The following is a 24,249-nucleotide window of genomic DNA, read 5'->3' as shown; positions in this document are numbered from 1 at the left end:
ATCCCCTCCTGCCGGCCGATCAGTGGACGAAGCGGGCCACCACGTCGCGATAGGAGCGGCTGACCTTCACCTGCGCGCCCGATTCCAGCACCAGGAAACATTCGCCATTGGTGTGCGGCTTCACCTGCCGAACCTGGCTGAGGTTCACGATGGTCGAGCGGTGGACGCGCTGGAAATTGCGCGGATCGAGCCGCTTTTCCAGATCCTTCATCGTCTCGCGCAGGATCAGCGAGTTGTCGGCGGTGTAGATGCACATATAATCGCCCGCCGCGTCGATCCGTTCGATCGAATCCACATCGACGCGGAAAATCTGGCCGCGATCCTTGATGTTGATGAGCTTTTCGAAGCGATTGGACGCAGGCGCATCCTCCTCCGTCACAAAGTCGCTCATCGCCTGGGGCGCGACTTCCGCCAGAACCTCGCGCAGCTTCTCCGCTTCCTGCACTTGGCGCTTTTCGCTGAGGCGCTGGCGCACCCGGTCGAGCGCATCGGCCAGACGGCCATCCTCCACCGGCTTCATCAGATAGTCGACCGCCTGCGCCTCGAACGCGCGGATCGCGTGGTCGCTATAGGCCGTCACGAAGATGAAGAGCGGCGGCTCCACCTCCATCATGCCCTGGACGACGGAAAAGCCGTCGAAGCCGGGCATTTGAATATCGAGGAACACAAGGTCGGGTTTATGCGTCTTTATGGCACGGATGGCTTCGCGGCCATTGGTGCAGGTTTCGATAATTTCGACATCCTCATGCGCTTGCAAGCGTAGCTGAAGGCCTTGTATCGCCAGGCTTTCGTCGTCGACGAGGATTGTTCTGATGGTCATGCGGCCACTTTCGATGTTTCATCCATGGTAAGCGGAATTTCGATGATGACCGAAAATCCGTCCGGCGTGGAACGCGTTTCGAAGCTCTGTCGTTCCCCGAAGGCCTGAATTAACCGGTCCCGGATGTTCGGCAGGCCCACGCCCGTTCCCTCGCTCATGGGAATGTGCGGCTTCATCGCGCCGTCGTTCAATCCCGGCCCGCTGTCCGATACGACGATCCGGACATTTTCACCGGCAGGCTGCGCCGTAATGGAAATTTCCGCCCCCTCCTCCTTGGGCGTAACCGCATATTTGATCGCATTTTCCACCAGCGGCTGGAGCAGCAGCGACGGCAGGCGCGCATGGGACACCGCCGGATCGATCGTGAAGGCAGGACGCAGCCGGTCCTCGAAGCGCATCTTCTCGATCTCCAGATAGAGTTTCAGCGTCTCCACCTCCTGCTCGATCGTCACCTGCGCGGTCGGTTCGTTGATAAGAGTGTAACGCAGGAAGGAAGACAGGCGCGAGAGCATGGCATTGGCGCGATCGGTCTGTTTCAACAGCACCAGGGTCGAGATGCTGTTGAGCGTATTGAACAGGAAATGCGGGTTGAGCTGATAACGCAACATGGCGAGCTGCGCGCTCGACGCCTGGTTTTCCAGATGCAATAGCTGGTCCGCCTGCTCCTCCACCGTCAGGTAGAAGTTGATCGCGTAATAGAGCGCCGACCAGGCGCCGATCAGCGTCATGGACAGGTAGAAGGCGCCAAGGAAGAGTTGCAGCCCTGCCGTTTCACTGCCCCTGTTCTGGGTTGAGAAGACCCACGAATCGATGAAGGCGACCAGAGCGGCGGCCAGCACGACCGTCACGATCGACACGCCCCAGGTGACGATCGGCCGCTGCTTCTGCAGGAAGCGGAAGACGACCGCGATCAGCAGCGTCACCGAATAGCCGGTGACGGTCGAGATCAACACGGGGATCAGGCTGGAGAAGGACTGCCCATTGGCGATGGTCGAGGAGCCGCGCAGCAGGAAAGCCCCGGCCCATCCCAGGGATTGCAGGTTCCAGAAAGCGCGGTTCTTGTCAGCGAAAAAGGGCTGAGGCTGGATACGTGGTGCAGACATCCCCGCCAGCCTAGAGATTTTCTGCACCGGGGTGAAGCCAGGTTCAGGCGGCCGCAGCCGGTTCCTCCGCCATCGGCGTCACTTCGTCGGTGCACAGCCAGACGAGATCGGCCAGGTCCAGCGTCCGCCCGTCATGCGCCTGGATGGCGATCGGCCGGATCGGCTGGCCATCGCGTTTGTCGGCAAGCACCTGGCAGGCCGGCGTGCCGCAGCCCCAACGCTCGCCCCATTGGCGCAGCGCGATCATGGCGGGGGCCAGTTCCTGCCCTTTCTGGGTCAGGCGATATTCGACCTTGCGCCGGTCGCACAGCATCGGCTGGCGCACCAATATGCCATGCTCCACCAGCCGGGCGAGCCGGGCGGCGAGGATGTTGCGGGCAATGCCCAGGATCGACTGAAACTCCTCAAAATGGCGGATACCCGACAGGGCGCCGCGCAGGATCAGGAAGGACCAGCGTTCACCCATCATCTCCAGCGCACTGGGGAGGGCGCATTGTTCCAGATCCTGGGCAAGAATATGTTTCATGGTCATCACGCATAGCGCAAAGCAACACTTGTTGCAAAATCGCCGCCTTATTGCCGCAACATGGGATTTTTTTGTTGCACGACAAGGGGGTTCCAACACAATCGGGCAACGATGCTACGCCAATATGAACTTGTCGAACGTGTGAAGCGCTACGATCCGGATGCGGACGAGGCGATGATCAACCGCGCCTATGTCTTCTCGGTCCAGAAACATGGCAGCCAGAAGCGCGCCAGCGGCGATCCTTATTTCAGCCATCCAATTGAAGTTGCTGGCATATTGACCGACTTCAACCTGGACGACCAGACCATCGTGACGGCGCTGCTGCACGACACGATCGAAGACACGCTCGTCACCTATGAGGAGATAGAGAGCGCCTTCGGCAAGGATGTCGCGCGCATGGTCGACGGCGTCACCAAGCTCAGCAAGATCGAAGCGATGTCCGAAAATGAGCGGGCGGCGGAGAATCTGCGCAAATTCCTGCTCGCCATGTCGGATGATATCCGCGTGCTGCTGGTGAAGCTCGCCGACCGGTTGCACAATATGCGCACGCTCCATTTCATCAAGAATCCGGACAAGCGCCGCCGCATAGCGCGCGAGACGATGGACATCTACGCCCCGCTGGCGGAGCGAATCGGCATGTACGACTTCATGCGCGAGATGCAGTTGCTCGCCTTCCGCGAGATTGAGCCGGAAGCCTATGACAGCATCACCAAGCGGCTGGAGCAGCTCAAGGAAGGCGGCCATGACAAGGTCGACCGGATCGGCGCGGAACTGCAACTGCTGCTGGGCGGCAAGGGGCTATCGGTCACGGTTTCGGGCCGCGAGAAGCATCCCTATTCCATCTGGAAGAAGATGCAGGAGCGGCACATCAGCTTCGAGCAGCTCACCGACGTCATGGCGTTCCGCGTCATCACCGAAACGACCGAGGAATGCTACCGCGCGCTCGGCATCATCCACCAGACCTTCAAGATGGTCCCCGGCCGGTTCAAGGATTATATCTCCACGCCCAAGCGCAACGGCTATCAGTCGCTGCACACCACCGTCATCCATCAGGACAATGCCCGTATCGAGGTGCAGATCCGCAGCCGCGAGATGCACAATGACGCGGAACTCGGCCTCGCGGCGCATTGGGCCTACAAGCAGAAGGGCGACGCGACCGACCATCATGCCGCCTGGCTGCGCGACCTGGTCGAAATCCTGGAACAGAGCCAGGATGCGGACGAACTGCTCGAACATACCCGCATGGCGATGTATCAGGACCGGATCTTCGCCTTCTCGCCCAAGGGCGAACTGCATCAATTGCCCAAGGGATCGACCCCGGTCGATTTCGCCTATGCCGTCCACACCTCGCTCGGCAACCAGACGGTCGGCGCCAAGGTCAACGGCCGCGTCGTGCCGCTGCGGACGCAACTGGAAAATGGCGATCAGGTCGAAATCCTGAAATCCGAGGGGCAGGAACCGCAGCCCGGCTGGCTGACCTTCGCCATCACCGGCAAGGCCCGCGCCGCCATCCGCCGCTATATCCGCCAGAAGCAGCGCGGCGAGGAGATCAAGCTGGGCGAGAAGCTCTATGACGAGATTGTCGGCCGCTTCTCCCCCGACCTGGCGAAGGAACTGGGCGACAAGGCGCTGACGGCGGCATTGAAGCGGTTGAAGCTGGAGGACCGCGCATCGCTGATGGTCGCCATCGCCACCCACCGCGTGCTTGACCGGGAAGTGATGGAGGCGCTGATTCCCGGCTCGACCACGGCCGAAGGCATGGAGGAAGCGCATCCGCGCCAGCATGAACCCGTCTCGATCCGTGGCCTGACGCCGGGCATCGCCTATAGTCTGGGCGATTGCTGCCATCCCGTGCCGGGCGACCGCATCGTCGGCGTGCGGCGGACGGGCGAGCCGATCGAGGTGCACACGATCGATTGCCGGTCGCTGGAGGTGGACCAAGACGACGATTGGGTGGACCTGAGCTGGGACAGCAAGTCGAAGGGCGGCACCGCGCGCCTTTCCGTCATCGTCAAGAACCAGCCGGGCGCGCTCGCAGCGGTGGCCAATGTCTTCGGCGCAACCAAGGCGAACATCCTAAACCTGCAACTGGTGAACCGCGAAGGCCCGTTCCACACCGACATCATCGACCTGGAAGTGGCCGACGCGCAACATCTCAACCGCATCCTCTCGGCACTCCGCGCCCTCGACATCGTGGTACAGGCGGATCGGGTCTAGCGAACGGGGAAACGTGCGCCTGCCTGGAGACTATAAGGGTGGAGGACGGACGGTCGGCTTTTCCATCCTCCCCTTGTAGGGGAGGTGGCAGCACGAAGTGCTGACGGAGGGGTATCCCGCTATCGATAGGGTGACACCCCTCCACCACCTCATGGTCCCCTTATAGGGGAGGATTTTGTGTTCGTACCTATCCATACGGCCCACGGGCGTCGGACAGCCTTCGCGCGAAAGAAAAGCGGGGGACGCCTTTCGGCATCCCCCGCTCCCCCCCATTCAACCTGGATCAGGCGGCCTTGGTGCGCCAGCCGTCGGCGTAGCTGTCGCGTGCCGCTTCGGAATAGGGGACCGACGACACGATCGCCTTGATCTCCGTCTGGACGTGCGGCTCCACGGTCGGCTTGCTGGTGCCGCCGTCCGGTTCGCCCCAGAGCAGCGTCACTTCGGTGCCGGGCGCAGTGAACTCCGCATCGACCATGGCCAGCGCCAGGAAACGGCCGGCGTTGACGGTGTAGCCGATCCAGGTCGACAGGCCGATCGTCTTGCCGTCCTTGAGCACCGCGTCATAGGGATGCATACAATAGACGGCGCTGGGGAATTCCAAGAACTTCGCCTTGTCGCCGGTCTGGAGCATGGAACTCATGACGCGGACGATATCCCCATTGTCCAGTGCCAGCGTCACCTTCTGCCGATGGGGCTGGTCCTTGATCTTTTCCAGCGCTTCGCGGCCGACGAAATCATGGTCGAACTTGACCATGATGCCATAGCCCAGCTCCCAGGGGTTGAGGTAATAATCCTCGATCTTGTCCGACACGAAGCTGCCGCCCAGCGAGAGCTTGCCTTCATAGCTGTTGACGCCCAGCCATTCGCGGAAGCCCTTTGTGCCTTCGCCGGTAAAGACGGCCGGCAGCGGCGAGGGAATCCAGCCCGATTCGAGCGTGTTCGACGAATAGGTGCGGCCGCCGCAGAGGGTCAGGCCATGATCCTTGCCCGCTTCGATCAGGGCGTTGCGGACGGTGTCATAATCCTTCCACGGGCCGAACAGTTCGTAGCCCGGCTGGCCGGCCATGCCGTGGCGCAGCGCGCGTACTTCGACGCCGGCGATGGTGATCGGCGCCATGTGGAAGAATTTGAGGTCCGGCGGGGTCTGGCCCATCGCCTTTTCCAGCACCGGCATGGCGTTCGGCCCCTGGAGCTGGAAACGATAATTGCGGCGATAACCTTGGCTGTCGAGCGGGCGGGCGGCGGTGCGCTCATCACGCTCCACCTTCACGTCCCACTTGCCGGTCGAGGCCCAATATTCAACCCATTCGATCGAGGGCGCGCGGCCGACCAGTTCGAACTTTTCTTCTTCCAGATAGAAGAGGATGACGTCGCCGATCACATAGCCTTCGGGTGTGACGGGCGCGAACTGCTTGGCGCGGTTGGGCACAAAGCCCTTGAAGCTGTTGGGCGCGAGGTAGGACAGCATGTCGAACGCGCCGGGGCCGGTGACGAGCAGGTCGACCATGTGGAAGCTCTGGTTGAACAGGACCGAGCTTTCCGCCCAGCTACGCTGTTCGTCGCGCCAGTTGCTATATTCGGCCGGAACGCCGGGATAGACGTTGGGGCCAGTCTGCTGGTTGCGCAGGAAATGGACGATGTCGCCCTTTTCATCGAGCAACTGCTGCAGGGTCTTGTCAGTCATTCAAACCTCTCCTTCGACACAATATTGAAAGTTCACATTGTCGTTGGGGGATGGCTGGTCCAGCCATTCCCCCAAGATCTGATTGAAGGCCAGCGGTGCTTCCGCCGGCATCATATGGCCCACCCCCGGCACGACGCGCAGATGCGCGCCGGGGATTGCGGCGGCGATCGCCCGATGCTGGGCAACGGGGGACCATATATCTTCCTGCCCGACGATCGCGAAGGTCGGACAGACAATGGTCGGCAGCAGCGCATCGACCGACGGCCGGTTGAGCAGCGCCTCGATCTGCGCTTCGAAGATCGTAAGGCCCGCCGCGACGGCCATGGCGTAGAGCCGGTCCACCAGCGCTGCGTCACGCAGCGAATCGGCGGCCATCATCGGCGGCAGCCATTCGCCGACCAGCGCCGCCATGCCGCGCGCGCGGCCAATGTCGCGCAGATGATAGCGGCCTTCGCGCTCACCGGGCTTCAGCGGATGAACGCCGGTATCGACCAGCGCCAGCCGCGCAACCCGCTCCGGCGCCTTGCGCAGCACTTCCAGCGCGACCCGCGCGCCCATGGAATGACCGAGCAGCGCGCAGCGTTCCGGCATGTGGGCGAGCGCATGGTCGGCCATCGCCTCGATCCGGTCGGCGCCATTATAGAAGCCGTCGACGACCATGCTGCCGGGAAAGGCGGCCAGCGTCTCGCCGAACATGCGCGAATCACAGATCAGCCCCGGAAGGATGACAAGCGGCGGCTTCGCGCCCCGTTCCAATGACCTGTCGAATGATTTCGCACTCATGAAAATTTCATCTATACGAATCCATGCGGATGGACTAGGGGGAAAATGCGCCAGGGATACAAAGAGCGCCATGCGATGCGCCGAACCGCCCCTGGATCAAGCCCTGCCGGGCCAGTCTTATCGGGAGAGAATCATGACCCTGCCGTCGATCCATCCGAACTGGGATTTGCCGCCCAAGGGCATGACCGACGGCTATTCCCTGGAAATCACCGCCAAGGACATAGAGGCGTTGGCGCAGGCCGCGCCAGCCATGCCCGCCGAAACGCCGGTAGCCGTCACCTTCCTGCCCGGCGAATCGCTGGAAGCGCGGATCGCCGCGGCGAAGGCGGTGCGCGACCTGGGGTTCGAGCCGATGCCGCATTTTTCCGCGCGCCGGCTGGAATCGGGCGATGATTTCGAGACCTATCTGGCCGCCGTCGTGCGGGAGGCGGGGGTGCGGCGCTGCTTCGTCATCGCCGGCGATCCGCCGGAGGCCGCCGGCCCCTATGCCGACAGCATGGCGCTGATCCGCACCGGCGCGTTCGAGCGCGCGGGGATCAAGGCGATCGGCGTGGGCGGCCATCCCGAAGGCCATCCCAACATGACGCCGGACCAGACGTTCGAGGTGCTGACCGCCAAATGCGGTGAGATCGCCAGCCGGGACATGGCGCCGCTGATCGTCACCCAGTTCGGTTTCGACGCCGCGCCGATCCTGCGGTGGCTGGTCGAGCTGCGCGCGCGCGGAATCGACGCGCCGGTGCGGATCGGCGTGCCCGGTCCGGCGGGCATCAAGACGCTGATGCGCTTTGCCGCGCGGTGCGGCGTCGGCGCATCGACCACCGTGCTGGCCAAATATGGCATCTCGATCACCAAGCTGATCGGCACCGCCGGTCCCGACAAGCTGGTCGATGCCCTTGCGAACGGATTGGGACCGCAGCATGGCAAGCTGCGCCTGCATTTCTATCCCTTCGGCGGCCTGACCCGCACGGTCGAATGGATCAACGATTACACGGCCCGCCACTGAGCATAGGCCGACCAGCGGAGAAGCAATGTGACTGAAATCTGCACCCTGACCCTGCAATGCGACGACCGGCCCGGCCTGGTCGCCGATGTCGCGACTTTCCTGATGCAGCAGGGCGGCAACATCACCGATGCGCAGCAATATAATGACAAGCTGACCGACCGATTCTTCATGCGGGTGGAATTCGAGATCGCGGAAGGCAGCATCGATGCGTTGCGGGACGGGTTCGGGCCGCTGGCGCAGGCGCGCGCCATGGACTGGACGCTGCGCCGCCGCAGCGAGCGGCAGAAGGTGCTGCTGCTGGTCAGCAAGTTCGACCATTGCCTGGGCGACCTTCTCTATCGCTGGCGCATCGGCGAGCTGGACATGGAGGTGGTCGGCATCGTCAGCAACCATCCCCGGCATGTACTGACGACGTCGCTGATGGGCGACCTGCCCTATCATCACCTGCCGATCACCAAAGACACAAAGGCGCAGCAGGAAGCGCAGATCAAGGGAATCGTGGACCAGACGGGCGCGGGCCTGATCGTGCTGGCGCGCTATATGCAGATATTGTCGGATGACCTGGCCGCCTTTCTGTCGGGCCGCTGCATCAATATCCACCACAGCTTCCTGCCCGGCTTCAAGGGCGCCAAACCCTATCACCAGGCGCATGAGCGCGGGGTCAAGATGATCGGCGCGACCGCCCATTATGTGACCGCCGACCTGGACGAAGGGCCGATCATCCATCAGGATGTGGAGGCGATCAACCATGCCGACACGCCCGACGACCTGGTGCGCAAGGGCCGCGACATAGAGCGGCGCGTGCTGGCCACCGCCGTGCAGCATCATCTTCAGGGGCGGGTCTTCCAGAATGGCGCACGCACCGTCGTCTTCAAAGCCTGAACCGATGGCGCAGATCATCGACGGGCGCGCCATGGCGCGCGCCCTGTCGGCGGAAACGACCGCGCGGGTGGAGGCGCTGCGCACGCGCACCGGCCATGCCCCGGCGCTGGCGGTCGTGCTGGTCGGCGGCGATCCTGCCAGCGAGGTCTATGTCCGGCGAAAGATCGCGGAGTGCTGCAAGGCCGGCATCCTGTCGGTGGAGCATCGGCTGCCCGCCGACACGGCGCAGGCGACGTTGCTGGACCTGATCGAGCGGCTGAACCTGGACGGCGATATAGACGGCATCCTGATCCAGTTGCCGTTGCCTGAGCAGATCGACGCGGCGCTGGTGCTCGACCGGATCGACCCGGCCAAGGACGTGGACGGATTCCATCCGGTCAATGTCGGACGGCTGTCAACCGGCACAGGCGGCCTTGTCCCCTGTACGCCGCTGGGCGTGATGAAGCTGCTGGACAGCGTGGTCGATGATTATCGCGGGCTGGACGTGGTGGTCATCGGCAAGTCGAACATCGTCGGCAAGCCCGTCGCCATGCTGTTGCTGGAGCGGGAAGCGACCGTCACCGTCACGCATATCGAAACGCGCGGCCTGCCCGATGTCGCACGCAAGGCCGACATCATCGTCGCGGCCGCCGGCGTGCCGCATCTGGTGCGCGGCTATTGGGTGAAACCGGGCGCGATCGTGATCGATGTGGGCATTACGCGGATCATGCAGGAAGACGGATCGACCCGGCTCGTCGGCGATTGCGCCATGGAGGAGCTGGCCCATGCAAGGGCGGTGACGCCAGTGCCGGGCGGCGTCGGCCCGATGACCATCGCCTGCCTGCTGAGCAATACAGTGACGGCAGCGGAAAGGGCGCGGCATGAGTGAGATATATAGCGCGACCAGGGTGCGGGTGCGCGATCTGCCGCTGCTGGCGGACATCGGCATCAATCCCGACGAGATCGGGCGGCGGCAGCCGCTGGTGATCTCCGTCGAACTCAGCTTGTCCAGCGACCGGATCGAAGGGATCAGCGAGACGGTCGATTATCGCCGGGTGGCGCAGGCGGCCGAGGATCTGGCGTCGGTCCACATCCCGCTGATCGAGACCTTCGCCCAGCGGCTGGGGGAACGTTGCCTGGCTTTCCCGTTGGTGGTCGAGGCGCGGGTGAGCGTCGACAAACCCTTTGCCCTGACACGGGGGCTTGCCGGGGTCGAGGTGACGGTTCGGCGTTAGAGGCGCAGCGATCAGGCTGCGCCTGGCTGTGCGCCATCCTCCTCCGCCGTACGGATCTGGATCAGCAGCAGCACGATAGCGGCAAGGCCCGAACCCAGGGCCAGCAGCATGGAGGTGACGCCCCGCCCCGCACCGGCCGCGAGCAATTGCCCCGCTACGAAGGGGCCGAAGGCCGCGCCGAACCGGCCGAAGCCTATCACCGTGCCCGTCCCGGTTGCGCGCAATGTGGTGGGGTAGACATTGGCGATCAGCGCATAGAGGCCCACCACGGCTCCATTGGAGAGGAAGCCGAGGAAGAAGGCCGCGATCTGCAACAGCAGGAAGTTGGCCGGGACCGCGCCGAAGATGCTGACCGCAATCGCCGCGCCCGCCAGGCCGAAGATCACCAGCGGCCGCAAGCCGAGGCGCGGCGAGAGGAAGCCCAGCGTCAGACCGCCGATCGCTCCGCCCATATTCATCGCCACCGACACGATCGTTGCGCGAGACGGATCGAAACCCAGCGCCGCCACCAGCGAAGGCGCCCAGCCCAGCGCATAATAGAAGGTCATCATGTGCAACCCGTACATGAGGATGAGCGCGATCGTCATGACGCGATAGCGCCCGGCGAACAGCGCGCCCATCGACGCCCTGGGCTGATCCAGCGCAACGATCCGGCCGGCGAGCGGCTGGCCCAGGCGGCGCAGGATCGCATTGATCCGCGCCAGTGCGTCGGACCCGCCGCGCGTCGCCAGCCAGCCGATCGATTCAGGCAGGAAGAGCAGGACAAGCGGCACCATCAGCGCGGTCGCGACGCCGCCGAAGAGGAAGATGGTTTCCCAGCCATGGCTGCGCAGCAATTGCGCCGCGCCCCAGCCGCCGATGATGCCGCCGACCGGATAGCCCGCCGCCATGATGCTGACCGCAAGGTCGCGGCGGCGGCGGTTGGCGAACTCCGCCGCCATGGCGTTGATCGCGGCGAGCATGGCGCCCAGGCCCAGCCCGGTCAGCGCGCGCAGCAGGCTGAGCATCACGACACCGGTCGCGAAGGCGCAGGCGACCATGCCCGGAATGATGATGGCAAGGCACAGCAATATCTGCCGTCGCCGCCCGATCCGGTCGGCAAGCTGGCCCAGCGTCAGCGATCCGATCACCATGCCGACCAGTCCGGAGGACACGATGATGCCGACTTCGCGCGGGCCGATGCCCCAATCCCTGGCGATGCCCGGCGCGGCGAAGGTCACGGCAAGGATGTCGAAGCCATCGAGCGCGTTCAGCAGGAAGCAGATCGCGATCGCGATGCCCTGTCGCAACCGCATCGGATTGTCGGCCAGGATGGTGCGTGGATCGTCCGCAGGTGGGCTGACGTTGGACATGCTCTTTCTTCTCTCCCGACTTTCGCCGGCACTGTATGCTGATGACACAATAAGCCAAGCCAAATCGCCGGGCGACCGCACTTGAAACGAACGGATGTTGCGCCTTCAGAGAGAGATGAGCGCGTCCAGCGCGAGCGCGCCCTGCCCCTGCGGATAGACGATCACCGGGTTGAGATCGACCTCACGAATGGCGGGCGTCGCGGCGACCATCTTCCCAAGGCGCTGGACGATGTCGGCGACCGCCCCGATGTCCATCGCTGGCGCGCCACGGAAGCCGTCCAGCAACGGCGCCATGCGCAGCTTGCGGATTTCGGCGATAATCGCGTCGCGCGTCAAGTCCGGCGGGAGCAGACGGACGTCGTGCAGCAGTTCGGCCGCGACCCCGCCAAAGCCGACCAGGATGGTCGGTCCCCAATGCGGATCGTTACGCGCGCCGACGATCAGTTCGACGCCCCTGGCCGCCATGCCCTCCACCAGCACCCCGTCGAGCGCGAGGCCGGGACGGGAGGCGGCGAGATTGGCCAGCAGCTTTTCCCAGCCCTGCGCCAGCGCCTGCGCGTCGGCAAGGCCGACGATGACGCCGCCTGCATCGCTCTTGTGCGGCAGTTCGGGCGACTGGGCCTTGAGCACCACGGGGTAGCCGAGGCGATCGGCGGCGGCGACCGCTTCGACCACGGATTGGACCAGTTCGAAGGCGGGGAAGGCGATGCCCTGCGCGCCCATGATCGCCTTGGACCGATGTTCGGGGATGGTGCTGCCGACCTGCGCCAGACCGACGACGGGCTGGGCATCGAGCGGGGCCGTAGCGGCGTCGCGCTTGCGATGCGTGGCGATGCGTGCCAGCGCGCGGAGCATCCGTTCGGCGGTCGGCAGATAGGTGACGCCCGCCCGGCGCAGCGCCGCCAGATCGTCGGCGAAGACACCGCCGCCCTCATCCACGCCGCCGATGATGATCGGCTTGGGCAGCTCAGTCCCCTGGCCGATCGCCTTGAGCGCGTCCAGCACGGCGGCGAACTTGATGTGCGACGTGCCGGTATCGGTCTGGATCAGGGTGAGGAGGATGGTGCCGATCCGGTCGTCCTGCGCCAGTGCGGCGAGGGTACGGCCGTAGAGGCCGGGATCGACCAGGCCCTGGGCGGTGATATCCATCGGGTTGGTGACGGGCACGAAATCGGGCAAGGCCGCGCGCAGGGCCGGGCTGTCGGCGTCGGTCAGCTTCGGCAGGTCGAGATCGACCGCTTCGGCAAGGTCGAGCATCATCGCCTTGAACGCGCCGGATTCGGCGATGACGCCCGCGCCGCCGATGCCGGCTTCGGGCGATCGGGCGAGGATTTCCACCACGTCGCCCAGTTCCTCCAGTGAATCGACCAGGATGACGCCCGCGCGCTGGACATGGACGGCCATGACCGCATGATCGCCCGCCATCGCGCCGGTGTGGGTGGCGGCGCTTGCCGCGCCCGCCGCGCTGCGGCCGGGATGAAGCAGGACCACCGATTTCCCGGCGGAACGGGCCGCGCGGGCGGCGGTGAGGAAGCGGGCCGGGTCGCGCACATGTTCGGCGATCAGGCCGATGACGGCGGTGTCGAGCTGGGCCACCAGATAGGTGAGATAATCCTCGATCCCGCTCGCCGCTTCGTTGCCCGTCGAGATATAGCAGCTCAGCGGCACGTCGCGGTGGATCATGGTCGTCGCCAGCACCGCCGCCATCGCGCCCGATTGGGAGACGATGCCGACGCGCCGGTCGCCCTGCGCCCGTGCTTCGGGCATTTCGATGAAGGTCAGCGAGATATTGTCGCGGAAATTGACCAGGCCCAGGCAATTGGGGCCTTCGACCACCATGCCGGCTTCACGGGCGACGCGGGCGATTTCCTGCTGGTCGGCCAGGCCCTGCGGCCCGTCCTCGGCAAAGCCGGCGGAGAAGATCACGGCGGCGCCGACACCGCGGCGGGCAAGGCCGCGCACCGCATCGAGCACGCCGGCGCGGGGAATGGCCAGGACGGCGACATCGACGGCATCCGGCAGATCATCGACCGAAGCGACGCAGGGCCGTCCGCCTATCTCCGTCCGCTTGGGATTGACCAGGTGGATCGCACCGCCAAACCCCTGTCGCAGCAGATTGGCGAGGACCGAAGCGCCCAGTGCGCCCGGCTTGTCGGACGCGCCCACGATTGCCACCGACCTGGGGCGCAAGAGACGGTCCAGGGAAGGTGCCGCAATATTCGGGTCCAGCCCTTCCACGGCATCCAGGCAAACAGCTTCCGTCACACGCACCTCCTCCGCGAGCGGCGTCATCGGGCGAATCGGCCATCTCATTTCCGTGAAATGTGCGCTAGTGATACAATCTGCGCAAGCCCGGACCTGTTCAATCCTCCGCCGCGCCCGTCGCCGGACCAAGCCGGGTGAGCAGATTGTGCAGCGTCTGGATGTCCTCCCGGCTCAGCCGCGCGGTCATGCGGGTGTCGGACCGGTGTACCGCCGCCAGCATCGCGTCGACCTGTCGCTGCCCTTCCGGCAGCAGGACCAGCGCATTGGTGCGCAAGTCCCGGCCGGGCTGCCGTTCGATCAACCTCTTTTCAACCAGAATATTGACCAGCTTCATCGCGCTCGATCGGTTGATACTGAGCGCACGCCCCAAGGTGGTCTGGTCGCAGCCCGGATTGTCGCGGATCAGGATGAGGGCCGTGAGCTTGGCCGGTGTCAGGTCGAAATCGGCCAAGACCGCCCGCGCATCCGTTTCCAGCCGCAAATTGGCCTGCTGAAGCTGATAGCCGACAAGCGAGAGAAGATCGCCTCCCTGTTTCATCCCCAATATAATCTCCCCTTGCCAAAATTGTATCCCAGGCACACATATATATGGTACAGTCAGCAGGCGCGGAAAGCGATAGGCTAATGCCACGGCCATCCGGGCCTGTTATTCAAGGAGAGCGATGATGGATCGGGAATATCGGATGCTGATCGACGGCGAGCTGGTGCCGGGTGTCAGCCAGTTCGACGTGGTGAACCCGGCGACGGCCGAAAGTTTCGCATCCTGCCCCAAGGCGGACGAGGCGCTGCTGGAGCGGGCGATCGCCGCCGCAAAGCGCGCGCAACCGGCATGGGCGGCCGTGCCGGTGGAGGAGCGCGCGGCGCTGGTCCTCAAGCTGGCCGACACGCTGGAAGCGCGGATCGGCGAGTTTGCCAGCCTGCTGACGCGCGAACAGGGCAAGCCGCTGGACCAGGCGGGGTATGAGATCATGGGCAGCGTCTTCACCCTGCGCGCCTTCGCCGCGATGCGGGTAGAGCCGAAGGTGCTGAAGGATGAGGGCGGCAACCGGGTGGTGGAGCATCGCACGCCGCTGGGCGTCGTGGCCTCCATCACGCCGTGGAATTTCCCGCTGATCCTGCTGATGAACAAGCTGGGGCCGGCGCTGGTGACGGGCAATACGATGGTCGCCAAGCCTGCGCCGACGACACCGCTCACCACATTGTTGTTCGGCGAGCTGGCGCAGGCCATCCTGCCGGCGGGCGTGCTCAATATCGTGTGCGACCAGAATGAGCTGGGACCGCTGATGACCGGGCACAAGGATATCGCCAAGGTCGCCTTCACCGGATCGACCGCGACCGGCAAGAAGGTGATGGCGTCTTCGGCCGGGACGGTGAAACGGGTGACGCTGGAACTGGGCGGCAATGACGCGGCGATCGTGCTGGACGATGTGGATGCGCGCAAGGTGGCGCACAAAGTCTATCAGGGCGCGATGACCAATGCCGGGCAGATCTGCGTCGCGGTGAAGCGCGCCTATGTGCCCGCGCCCATGTATGACGATTTCTGCGACGAACTGGCGAAGCTGGCCAAGGAAGCGATCGTCGACGACGGCGCCAAGCAGGGGACGACCATCGGACCGGTGCAGAACAAGATGCAGTTCGACAAGGTCAGCGCGCTCATCGCCGACGCCAAGCAGCGCGGCACGGTGCTGGCCGGTGGCGAGCCGCTGAACCGGCCGGGCTATTTCATTGCGCCCACCATCGTCCGCGATCTGGACGAGGACGCGCCGCTGGTGCGTGAGGAACAGTTCGGTCCGGTGCTGCCGGTGCTGAAATATGACGATATCGACGATGTCATCGCCCGCGCCAACGACAGCGACTATGGTCTGGCCGGGACCGTGTGGGGCAAGGATGTCGCGCGCGCGACCGAAATCGCGATGAAGATCGACACCGGCACGGTCTGGGTCAACCAGCATCTGGCCATCGACGCCAACATCCCCTTCCGCGGGGTGAAGCAGTCGGGCCTGGGCGGCGAGCTGGGCGAGGCGGGGCTGCTGGAATATACCCAGGCGCATATCGTCAACATCGTGGCGCTCGAAGACGCCTGACGCAGGCATCCGCCATGGGCGAAAAAGGGCCGGCGAAGCATCCCGCTTCGTCGGCCCTCTCTTTTTGACATTTTATACCTAGTCATTTCACACATTCGGAACATTCGGTCGTGCGCGCAGCATAGCCTCGATTCCCAGGGACCACCCATTATCGAGGAGTACCGGATGGCTTTCAAACGCCTTGCTACGGCCGCCATCGGCGCCGTCACCCTTGCCGCCATGACCGTTCCAGCGGATGCCCACGGCATCTGGTTCGCGCAACGGGCGCGACAACTGGCGCTGATCTATGGCGTGGGCGCCGATGACCTGGACGCGGTCAAGCGCCTGCCACTGGTCAAGACCATCACCGGCTATGACAGCGACTGGGCGCCGGTGAACACGTCGCTGCGCGCGGCGGGCGTGATCCCGGTCGTGGACAGCGACGAACCGGTCGCCGCCGTCGCCGCGATCATGGACTATGGCTATTGGAGCAAGACGCCCGACGGCGAATGGCACAATAAGGGCCGCGACGAAGTACCCAACGCCACACTGGCCGAGCATAATTTCAAATATGCCGTCCATCTGACGCAAGTCCCGACCAAGCCGGTTCCGCTGTTCGAAGGCCATATGCTGCAGATCGTGCCGGTGGGCATCGACATCCCCCAGAAGATGGGCGCGCCGATGAAGGTGCGCGTCTATTACAAGGGCCAGCCAATCGCGGGCGCAACCGTGATGCAGGATTATGTCAACGATCCCGACGAAGCCGCGCCCGCCAAGACCGGCGCGGACGGCACCGCGACCATCACGCTGCGCAACCAGGGCATCAATGTGCTGATGGCCATCTATGTCGGCCAGACGACCGACAAGAAGGTGGATCATGAGGAATATCGCGCCTCGCTATCCTTCGTCCTGCCCCATCTGCCGGAATGAGTTTCACCCTTTCGACCAGGAGAGTCCCCATGAAGACCGTTGTTTTCCGCACCATGATCGCCGGGCTGGCGCTGATGGCGGCCCCCGCCATGCTGCACGCCCATGGCAGCATGAAACCGCAGCATGGTGGCCTGGTCCAGATGACCGGCGAAACCATGATCGAACTGGTGGCCGGTCCCAAGGGCGTGGACGTATACCTCAGCGAAGAGGATGAGCCGCTGGCCACCGCCGGCTTCACCGCCAAGCTGACCCAGACCGCCGCCGGCGCCAAGACCGAAGCGGCGCTGAAACCCGCCGGCGGCAACAAGCTGAGCGCACCGGGCTTCAAGGCGGCCAAGGGCGCCAAGCTGGTGGTCGCGCTGGTCGACAAGAGCGGAGCCAAGAGCTTCGCCACCTTCCAGGCGCAATAAGCCATGTTCCTTGCGATCCGCCCCCCGATCCCATCCCGGACCATGCGGCGGATCGCGCTGCTGCTCCTGGGACTGGCTTTGGCGTTCCTGAGTTCGACGCTCTGGGCGCATGGCGTCAACGAGAATGACAAGGCCTTTATCGAAGGCGCGTCGGGGATCAACATCATCCCGTACATGTATCTGGGGGCCAAGCATATGGTCACTGGCTACGACCATCTGCTGTTCCTGGCGGGCGTCATCTTCTTCCTCTACCGGCTGAAGGATGTCGGCGCTTATGTAACCTTGTTCGCCATCGGCCACAGCACGACGCTGCTGCTGGGCGTGCTGCTCGACATCCGCGCCAATCCCTTCCTGATCGACGCGATTATCGGCCTGTCGGTGGTCTACAAGGCGATCGACAATCTGGACGGGTTCAAGACCTGGTTCGGTATATCGCCCAATCCCAAGGCGGCGGTGCTGATCTTCGGCTTCTTCCACGGTTTCGGCCTGGCGACCAAGTTGCAGGAGTTGACACTGGCCAAAGATGGAATGATATACAATCTCATAAGCTTCAATGTCGGCGTCGAGCTGGGCCAGTTCATGGCGCTGACGATCATCCTTCTCCTCATGAACCTGTGGCGCATGACTTCGACCTTTCACCGCAGCGCCATCGTCGCCAACGCCGCGCTGATGACCGCAGGCTTCGTCCTGATCGGCTATCAGCTTGCCGGCTATTTCACAGCCGGTTCTATTTCCTAGGGGGCCTGACATGACCGCAACCACCCTTCCCAACCGGATCAGCCCATCGCCCGCCACGCTGGCCAAGGCGACCGGAGGCGCGGCGATCGCCGCAATCGCCATCGTCACCCTGTTCGTGCTGCCGGCCGAATATGGCGTCGACCCGACCGGCGTCGGCAGCGCGCTGGGCCTTACCGGCATGGTGGCGGACAAGGCGGAAGCCGCGCCCGCTACAGAAGCCGCCGCCCCGGCCGATGTCGAGATTCCGACCAAGACAACGATCGCCCGACCCGCCGCCTGGCGGCAGGATGAGATGACCATCACGCTGGAACCGCACAGCGGCCGCGAGGTGAAGGCGCATATGGCCAAGGGCGACAGCTTCATCTTCACCTGGAAATCGACCGGCGGCCCGGTAAAGGCCGAAATGCACGGTGAGAAGGCGCAGGCCGCCGAGGGGGAGTTCACCGATTATTGGAAAGAACTGGAGATGACCGGCGGCCAGGGCGATTTCACTGCCCCCTTCGACGGCACCCATGGCTGGTATTTCCGTAACAAGGGCGACACGCCCGTCACCGTCACCGTGAAGACGGTTGGTTTCTACAAGGATCTCTTCCAGCCCAAGGGCGAGTGAAGACGGCGCAATCAGGGACAGCATCATGAGCAGTATCGCGGGGCACGCACCCCCCATCGGCCTTCGGGCCTCCGCATCTCCGCTCGACGCGGCAAAGACGCGCACGCGCCTGATCGCGATCGACGCGCTGCGCGGGCTGGTCATGCTGTTCATGCTGGTCGACCATGTCCGCGAAACCTGGTTCCTGCATTTGCAGGTGACGGACCCGGTCGACGCCAACACGACCGATCCGGGGCTGTTCTTCACGCGGTTGCTGTCGACTTTCTGCGCGCCGACCTTCGTCGCGCTGACCGGCCTGTCCGCCTGGCTCTATGGCCAGTCGCACAGCAAGCGCCAAGTGTCGGAATTCCTGTTCAAGCGCGGCCTGTTCCTGATCGTCCTGGAATTCACCGTGGTCGGCTATGCCTGGCCGACGCAGGCGCCCGCCTTTCCACCGACGGCGATCTGGTTGCAGGTGATCTGGGCAATCGGCATCAGCATGATCGCGCTGGCGGCGCTGCTCCATCTCCCACGCCCGGCGCAATTCGCGGTCGGACTGGCCATCGTCTGCCTGCACAATCTGCTCGATCCGATCCGGCTGACGGCGGATCAGCCGGGCTATGCGTTCTGGGCGATCCTGCATCAGCGTTCGCTGATCGATGTCGGCGGCATCGCGGTTAAGACCACCTATCCGATCCTGCCGTGGATCGGCGTGATCCTGCTCGGCTATGCCTGCGGCCCCTGGTTCGCGCGCGGCAGCGACCCGCAACGGCGCATCAGGCTGCTGGTGACGCTGGGCCTCAGCCTCCTCATCGGCTTCGTCGTCATCCGCTATCTCAACTTTTACGGGGACAAGCCCTGGTTCGTCGCGGAAACGCCGCTGCGCACGGTGATGAGCTTTCTGGCGCTGACCAAATATCCGCCTTCCTTGCTGTTCCTGATGCCGACCGTCGGCGCCGGTTGCCTGTTGCTGGCGCTGTTCGAACGATTCGAGGGCAGCAAGCTGATGCCGCACCTTGCCCTGCTGGGCGGCGCGCCGATGTTCTATTATGTCCTGCACCTCTATGTGCTGAAGGCCATCTATAATGTCGCGCTGCTGATGTATGGCCCGACCAAGGGCGCGGTATTCGGCGTCGATCATCTGCGCTGGGTTTGGATCTGGGTCTTCATCCTGATCCCGATCCTCTATTTCCCCACCCGCTGGTTCGCACAGCTCAAACAACGCCGCAAGGACATCTGGTGGCTCAAATATCTCTGACGGTCCTGCGTCGGGTCGCCTGGGCCGCCTTCCATCACAGGAAGGCGGCCATTTTCCAGCCTTCTCGCGCCTTCGAACCGCATCATGGGGCGCAGCATTTTCCTGCCGTAGGAGCCTGCGATTCACAATTATGCGCCGTCTTATGAGCCAAGTTTGACGTAATATTTCCGTCACTCAACTTAGCCTCGAACCCAAGGAAGAGGTGGCCAATCACCCAAGGACCGGCCCCGACGACAGGCAAAAGCCTGCTTGGGAAAGACATAATCCGGCCTCCCCGTTTCGCAGGACATTAGGGAATAGCGATTTTATAAGGGGTTACAGCATCATGCGCACTATACCGGCCCTCCGCCTGGCGTTCATCGCCAGCACCGCCACCATCGCCCTGTCCACAGTCGGACTATCCTCCGCCGCCCAGGCGCAGGAGCCGGCCGCGGCAACAGCCGACGGCGACATTGTCGTCACCGGCCTCAAGCGCCAATATTTCGGCGACACGCCGGTCAAGGAAATCCCGCAGGCGGTGCAGTTCCTGGAAGGCAAGCTGCTCGACGACCTCAACATCACCCGGCTCGACACCGCGCTGGAACTGGCGAGCGGCGTGTCGAAGCAGAATAATTTCGGCGGCCTGTGGGACAGTTTCGCCATTCGCGGCTTTGCCGGCGACGAAAATTTCCCAAGCGGCTTCCTGGTCAACGGCTTCAACGGCGGGCGCGGCTATGGCGGCCCGCGCGATGCGTCGAACGTCGAGCGGATCGAGGTGCTGAAAGGCCCGAACAGCGCGATCTTCGGGCGCGGCGAGCCGGGCGGCACGATCAACATCGTCACCAAGAAGCCGACCTTCAAGGAAGGCGGCAGCTTCGCCGTTTCCGCCGGGAGCTGGGAAACCTATCGGGTGGAGGGCGATTATAACCTGCCTCTCACCGATAGTATCGCGGTGCGCATCAACGGATCATCCGAACAGGCCGATAGTTTCCGCGACACGGTGAAGACGCAGAAATATACGCTGACCCCGTCCTTCATGGCGAAGCTGTCGGACAAGGATATCTTCACCTACGAACTGGAATATGTGAAGCAGGAAGTGCCGTTCGACCGGGGCGTGGTGGCGATCCCGACCGTCGGCGCCGACGGCACGACCAGCTATAATCTGGGCGCTATCCCCAATTCACGTTTCCTGAGCAACCCGAATGACGGTCCGATCAAGATCGGCGTGCTGGGCCACCAGGCGCAATATCAGCATGACTTCAATGACGATTGGACGCTGATGCTGGGCGCTGGATATAAGGACACGACGTTCGAGGGCTATTCCAGCGATCCCGAACTGGCCATGGGCCGTCAGCTTCTGGACAATGACGGGCGGACCCTGTCGCGCCAGCGCCGTTATCGCGATTACAGCACCACGCATATGGTGTTCCGTGGCGAAATCAGCGGCAAGCTGGAAACCGGTTCCATCGTCCACAATATCCGCATCGGCGCGGACTGGGATCGTTTCAAGATCAAGACGTTCCAGACCCGTTATCGCCCGACCGCCACGGACCAGTCCTATTCGATCGACATCTTTAACCCTGATTATGATATTGCCGAGCCGACACCGACTGCGGTGATCCAGAATTCGACGGAGGTCCAGAAAGCCTGGGGTGTGTACGCACAGGACCAGATCGAGATCACCGAACAGTTCAAGGTGCGGTTTGGCGGCCGATACGACGATTTCAGCCAGAATATCGACAACCGGCTGGGGACGACAAACCCTGCATCCTACACCAAGTTCAGCCCGATGGCGGGACTGGTGTTCGAACCGACGCAAAGCCTGTCCTTCTACGCCAATTATGGCAAAGGATTCCGGCCGAACAGCGGCGTCGATGTAAACAACAATCCCTTCGCCCCGGAAATCAGCAAAAGCTATGAGGTCGGTGCGAAGTTCGTGACGCCGGATGGCAGGCTCACCAGCACGCTCTCGCTATACAAGATGAAGAAGAGCAACGTCCTGACCGCCGATCTGCTGACCGGCCTGTCGATGGCGGTCGGCGCGGCCAAAAGCCAAGGGGTGGAGTTCGACGTCAACGCCAAGCTGCCCGCCGGGTTCGAACTGTTCGCGACCTATGCCTATACCGATGCGGGCTGGGCGGACGACTATCTCTCCGCCGGGGTGAGCAAGAACGATCCTCTGATCAACATTCCCAAGCATCAGGGCAATGCCCTGCTGTTCAAGAATTTCTCGATCGGCAATCATGACGCAATGCTGGGCGCGGGCGTGACCCATGTCGGCAAGCGCCTCGGTCAAACGGCGGCGGATTTCTATCTGCCCAGCTACACCATCGCCAAGGTGCTGGGGTCGGTCAACATCACCGATCAGATCAAGCTGTCGGCGGACGTCAACAACCTGTTCAACAAGAAATATTATGCCAGCTCCTATGCGGCTCTGTGGGTCCAGCCTGGCGCGCCGCGCCAGTTCACGGTGCGGGCGAGCTTCAATTTCTGATGAATGACGGTCGGGACGGACATGTCCCGACGGCCGCCGCTACTCTTCTTCCAAGGTGGGAGGGTATCGGCGGCTTCTTTTTTGCCCGAAGGTCGCCTGCATGACCCTGCTCTACACATCCGATCCCGAACGCGGCCGCATCTGGCGCGAGATTTTTGCGGCGGAAGCGCCCGATGTCGGCTTTGCCGATCCGTCGGAGCCGCATGATCCCGCCGCCGTCCGCTATCTGGCGGCCTGGAGCCCGTCGGCTGAACTGATCGCCAGCCTGCCGCGCCTCGAAATCCTGTTTTCGATCGGCGCGGGGATCGACCAGTTCGACATGACCCGCCTGCCACCCCATGTCCGCGTCGTGCGCATGATCGAGCCGGGCATCACCGCAGGCATGGTCGAATATGCAGCGATGGCCACACTGGCGCTGCACCGGAACCTGATCGATTATCGCGTGGCGCAAGGCGAAGCGCGCTGGTCGCCGATCAAGCTGGTGCCGGCGGGCGAGCGGCGGGTGGGCGTGATGGGGCTGGGCAATCTGGGGCAGGCGGTGCTGAAGGCGCTCGCCCCATTCGGCTTTCCGCTGTCGGGATGGAGCCGTTCCGCCCACCAGATCGACGGCGTGACCTGCCATGCGGGCGCGGCGGGGATGGCGGCGTTTCTGGCGGAATGCGACATCCTCATCTGCCTGTTGCCGCTGACCGACGCGACACGCGGCATTTTGTGCCGGGATAGCCTATCCCGACTGCCGAAAGGCGCGGCCCTCATCAATGTCGGGCGAGGTGGTCATCTGGTGGAGCAGGATCTGCTGTCCTTGCTGGACGAAGGGCATCTTTCCGGCGCGGTCCTGGACGTCACCGATCCTGAGCCGCTGCCCGGCGATCACCCTTTTTGGGCGCATCCCCGCATCATCATCACCCCCCATGTCGCCAGCATGACCCGTGCGGACAGCGCCGCCCGCGTCCTGATCGCCAATATCCGGCGTCATGAGGCGGGTGAACCGCTGGACGGTGAAGTCGCGCGCAATCGAGGTTATTGAACGGACGATATTCCATGCCGTCCGATCCGCCCGATCGTCCCTTTTTGTCCCGGCCGGACGTGCTGATTGCGGCCCGGTCGGGAGCGCGGCAAACTATGCCGAAAGGATCGCGATAAAGTCGTGAATCTGCGTCCCGACCCGGAGCAATCGGGCGCATGTTCCGGCTCCGCCATGCCGTAATGTTCTTGTCACAGGGCTTTCCAAGCCCTCCGTCGAACCCATGAAGGACGTTCCGCCGATGCCCAATTTCCGGCCCAAATATATCAGTTTCGACTGCTATGGCACGCTGACCCGTTTCCGCATGACCGAGATGGCGACCGCCTTCATGGCCGATCGCGTCGCGGCGGAAAACCTGCCCGCCTTCTGCAAGGACTGGGGCGCATACCGGTTCGACCAGGTGATGGGTCCGTGGGAACCCTATCAGGAGATCATCCGCAACTCGCTTTCCCGCACCTGCAAGAAATGGGGTGTCGAGTATCGCGAAGCCGATGCGGATGCGGTCTACAATGCCGTACCGACCTGGGGTCCGCATGAGGATGTGCCGGGCGGCCTTGGCAAGATCGGCGACAAGATCCCGCTCGTCATCCTGTCCAATGCGATGAACGACCAGATCCATCATAATGTCGGGATGCTGGGCGCGCCCTTCCACGCGGTCTATACCGCGCAGATGGCGCAGGCCTACAAGCCACGGATGCAGGCGTTCGAATATATGTTCGACCAGCTCGGCGCGAAGCCCGAAGAGATGATGCATGTCTCCTCCAGCTTCCGATACGACCAGAATACGGCGACCGACCTGCATTTCGGCTGCCGTGTGTTCGTGGGACGCGGGCATGAGCCATCCAACGCCTTTTATCGCGACGTCGAAATCCCGCATATCGGCGCGCTGCCGGCGGTCGTGGGCCTGTAAGGCAA

At 63.6% G+C, this 24,249-nt stretch carries 22 protein-coding genes; 14 read left to right on the top strand and 8 right to left on the bottom strand.

Annotated features, from left to right (window positions below; genetic code table 11):
- Positions 1 to 19 precede the first annotated feature (19 nt).
- Genes MOK15_RS20445 through MOK15_RS20435 form a run of 3 tightly spaced genes read right to left on the bottom strand, consistent with a single transcriptional unit; the run spans position 20 to position 2,449 of the window.
- Positions 20 to 820: a LytTR family DNA-binding domain-containing protein gene (locus MOK15_RS20445; RefSeq protein ID WP_242933524.1), complete on the bottom strand. Its 801-nt coding sequence runs from the start codon at positions 818 to 820 to the stop codon at positions 20 to 22.
- Complete coding sequence (locus MOK15_RS20440) at positions 817 to 1,923, bottom strand: histidine kinase (protein ID WP_242933523.1); 1,107 nt, start codon at positions 1,921 to 1,923, stop codon at positions 817 to 819. The genes MOK15_RS20445 and MOK15_RS20440 overlap by 4 nt, the downstream gene beginning before the upstream one ends.
- Before the next feature lie 43 nt (positions 1,924 to 1,966).
- Positions 1,967 to 2,449 carry a helix-turn-helix domain-containing protein gene (locus tag MOK15_RS20435; RefSeq protein ID WP_242933522.1) on the bottom strand — a complete coding sequence of 161 codons (483 nt, stop codon included), beginning with the start codon at positions 2,447 to 2,449 and terminating at the stop codon, positions 1,967 to 1,969.
- A gap of 111 nt (positions 2,450 to 2,560) precedes the next feature.
- Between MOK15_RS20435 and MOK15_RS20430 the strand changes: the two genes are divergently transcribed.
- Complete coding sequence (locus MOK15_RS20430; protein ID WP_242933521.1) at positions 2,561 to 4,666, top strand: bifunctional (p)ppGpp synthetase/guanosine-3',5'-bis(diphosphate) 3'-pyrophosphohydrolase; 2,106 nt, start codon at positions 2,561 to 2,563, stop codon at positions 4,664 to 4,666.
- Positions 4,667 to 4,949: 283 nt separating this feature from the next.
- Here the strand turns inward: MOK15_RS20430 and MOK15_RS20425 are convergent, their stop codons facing one another.
- Complete coding sequence (locus MOK15_RS20425) at positions 4,950 to 6,350, bottom strand: aminomethyl transferase family protein (RefSeq protein ID WP_242933520.1); 1,401 nt, start codon at positions 6,348 to 6,350, stop codon at positions 4,950 to 4,952.
- Complete coding sequence (locus MOK15_RS20420) at positions 6,351 to 7,133, bottom strand: alpha/beta hydrolase (protein WP_242933519.1); 783 nt, start codon at positions 7,131 to 7,133, stop codon at positions 6,351 to 6,353.
- 133 nt (positions 7,134 to 7,266) lie between these two features.
- Here MOK15_RS20420 and MOK15_RS20415 point away from each other — a divergent pair, with 133 nt between their 5' ends.
- From MOK15_RS20415 to MOK15_RS20400, 4 genes are read left to right on the top strand one after another with little or no spacing between them, the layout of a single operon-like run.
- The gene (locus MOK15_RS20415) at positions 7,267 to 8,136 is read left to right on the top strand and encodes a methylenetetrahydrofolate reductase (RefSeq protein WP_242933518.1); all 870 of its coding nucleotides are present in this window, start codon (positions 7,267 to 7,269) and stop codon (positions 8,134 to 8,136) included.
- 27 nt (positions 8,137 to 8,163) lie between these two features.
- Positions 8,164 to 9,018 (top strand): formyltetrahydrofolate deformylase, encoded by an 855-nt coding sequence (gene purU, locus MOK15_RS20410; RefSeq protein WP_242933517.1) that lies wholly within the window; start codon positions 8,164 to 8,166, stop codon positions 9,016 to 9,018.
- 4 nt (positions 9,019 to 9,022) lie between these two features.
- Positions 9,023 to 9,886 (top strand): tetrahydrofolate dehydrogenase/cyclohydrolase catalytic domain-containing protein, encoded by an 864-nt coding sequence (locus MOK15_RS20405; protein ID WP_242933516.1) that lies wholly within the window; start codon positions 9,023 to 9,025, stop codon positions 9,884 to 9,886.
- On the top strand, positions 9,879 to 10,232 hold the full coding sequence (locus MOK15_RS20400; protein ID WP_242933515.1) for a dihydroneopterin aldolase: 354 nt from the start codon (positions 9,879 to 9,881) through the stop codon (positions 10,230 to 10,232). Before MOK15_RS20405 ends, MOK15_RS20400 begins: the two co-directional genes overlap by 8 nt.
- Positions 10,233 to 10,243: 11 nt before the next feature.
- Here the strand turns inward: MOK15_RS20400 and MOK15_RS20395 are convergent, their stop codons facing one another.
- The 3 genes from MOK15_RS20395 to MOK15_RS20385 all read right to left on the bottom strand — a co-directional run bounded on the left by MOK15_RS20395 (position 10,244) and on the right by MOK15_RS20385 (position 14,387).
- Complete coding sequence (locus MOK15_RS20395) at positions 10,244 to 11,584, bottom strand: MFS transporter (RefSeq protein WP_242933514.1); 1,341 nt, start codon at positions 11,582 to 11,584, stop codon at positions 10,244 to 10,246.
- A 105-nt stretch (positions 11,585 to 11,689) separates the two neighbouring features.
- Positions 11,690 to 13,876 carry an acetate--CoA ligase family protein gene (locus MOK15_RS20390; protein WP_242933513.1) on the bottom strand — a complete coding sequence of 729 codons (2,187 nt, stop codon included), beginning with the start codon at positions 13,874 to 13,876 and terminating at the stop codon, positions 11,690 to 11,692.
- A 70-nt stretch (positions 13,877 to 13,946) separates the two neighbouring features.
- On the bottom strand, positions 13,947 to 14,387 hold the full coding sequence (locus MOK15_RS20385; RefSeq protein WP_242933512.1) for a MarR family transcriptional regulator: 441 nt from the start codon (positions 14,385 to 14,387) through the stop codon (positions 13,947 to 13,949).
- A gap of 127 nt (positions 14,388 to 14,514) precedes the next feature.
- Between MOK15_RS20385 and MOK15_RS20380 the strand changes: the two genes are divergently transcribed.
- The 9 genes from MOK15_RS20380 (at position 14,515) to MOK15_RS20340 (ending at position 24,244) form a co-directional block, all read left to right on the top strand.
- Positions 14,515 to 15,933, top strand: a complete 1,419-nt coding sequence (locus MOK15_RS20380) for an aldehyde dehydrogenase family protein (protein ID WP_242933799.1) — start codon at positions 14,515 to 14,517, stop codon at positions 15,931 to 15,933.
- 165 nt (positions 15,934 to 16,098) lie between these two features.
- Positions 16,099 to 16,842: a DUF4198 domain-containing protein gene (locus MOK15_RS20375; RefSeq protein ID WP_242933511.1), complete on the top strand. Its 744-nt coding sequence runs from the start codon at positions 16,099 to 16,101 to the stop codon at positions 16,840 to 16,842.
- A 29-nt stretch (positions 16,843 to 16,871) separates the two neighbouring features.
- A complete protein-coding gene (locus tag MOK15_RS20370; RefSeq protein ID WP_242933510.1) occupies positions 16,872 to 17,252 on the top strand; it encodes a hypothetical protein in 381 nt (126 codons plus the stop codon).
- A gap of 3 nt (positions 17,253 to 17,255) precedes the next feature.
- On the top strand, positions 17,256 to 17,990 hold the full coding sequence (locus tag MOK15_RS20365) for a HupE/UreJ family protein (RefSeq protein ID WP_242933509.1): 735 nt from the start codon (positions 17,256 to 17,258) through the stop codon (positions 17,988 to 17,990).
- Between the two features lie 10 nt (positions 17,991 to 18,000).
- Positions 18,001 to 18,600, top strand: a complete 600-nt coding sequence (locus tag MOK15_RS20360) for a hypothetical protein (RefSeq protein WP_242933508.1) — start codon at positions 18,001 to 18,003, stop codon at positions 18,598 to 18,600.
- A 25-nt stretch (positions 18,601 to 18,625) separates the two neighbouring features.
- On the top strand, positions 18,626 to 19,837 hold the full coding sequence (locus MOK15_RS20355) for a heparan-alpha-glucosaminide N-acetyltransferase domain-containing protein (RefSeq protein ID WP_242933507.1): 1,212 nt from the start codon (positions 18,626 to 18,628) through the stop codon (positions 19,835 to 19,837).
- A gap of 325 nt (positions 19,838 to 20,162) precedes the next feature.
- The gene (locus tag MOK15_RS20350; protein WP_242933506.1) at positions 20,163 to 22,310 is read left to right on the top strand and encodes a TonB-dependent siderophore receptor; all 2,148 of its coding nucleotides are present in this window, start codon (positions 20,163 to 20,165) and stop codon (positions 22,308 to 22,310) included.
- Between the two features lie 100 nt (positions 22,311 to 22,410).
- Positions 22,411 to 23,337: a glyoxylate/hydroxypyruvate reductase A gene (locus MOK15_RS20345; RefSeq protein ID WP_242933505.1), complete on the top strand. Its 927-nt coding sequence runs from the start codon at positions 22,411 to 22,413 to the stop codon at positions 23,335 to 23,337.
- Positions 23,338 to 23,557: 220 nt separating this feature from the next.
- Complete coding sequence (locus MOK15_RS20340; RefSeq protein WP_242933504.1) at positions 23,558 to 24,244, top strand: haloacid dehalogenase type II; 687 nt, start codon at positions 23,558 to 23,560, stop codon at positions 24,242 to 24,244.
- Positions 24,245 to 24,249 lie beyond the last annotated feature (5 nt).

It is taken from the genome of Sphingobium sp. BYY-5 (assembly GCF_022758885.1).
Taxonomy (GTDB): Bacteria; Pseudomonadota; Alphaproteobacteria; order Sphingomonadales; family Sphingomonadaceae; genus Sphingobium.
This window is presented reverse-complemented; position numbering and strand designations above follow the sequence as displayed.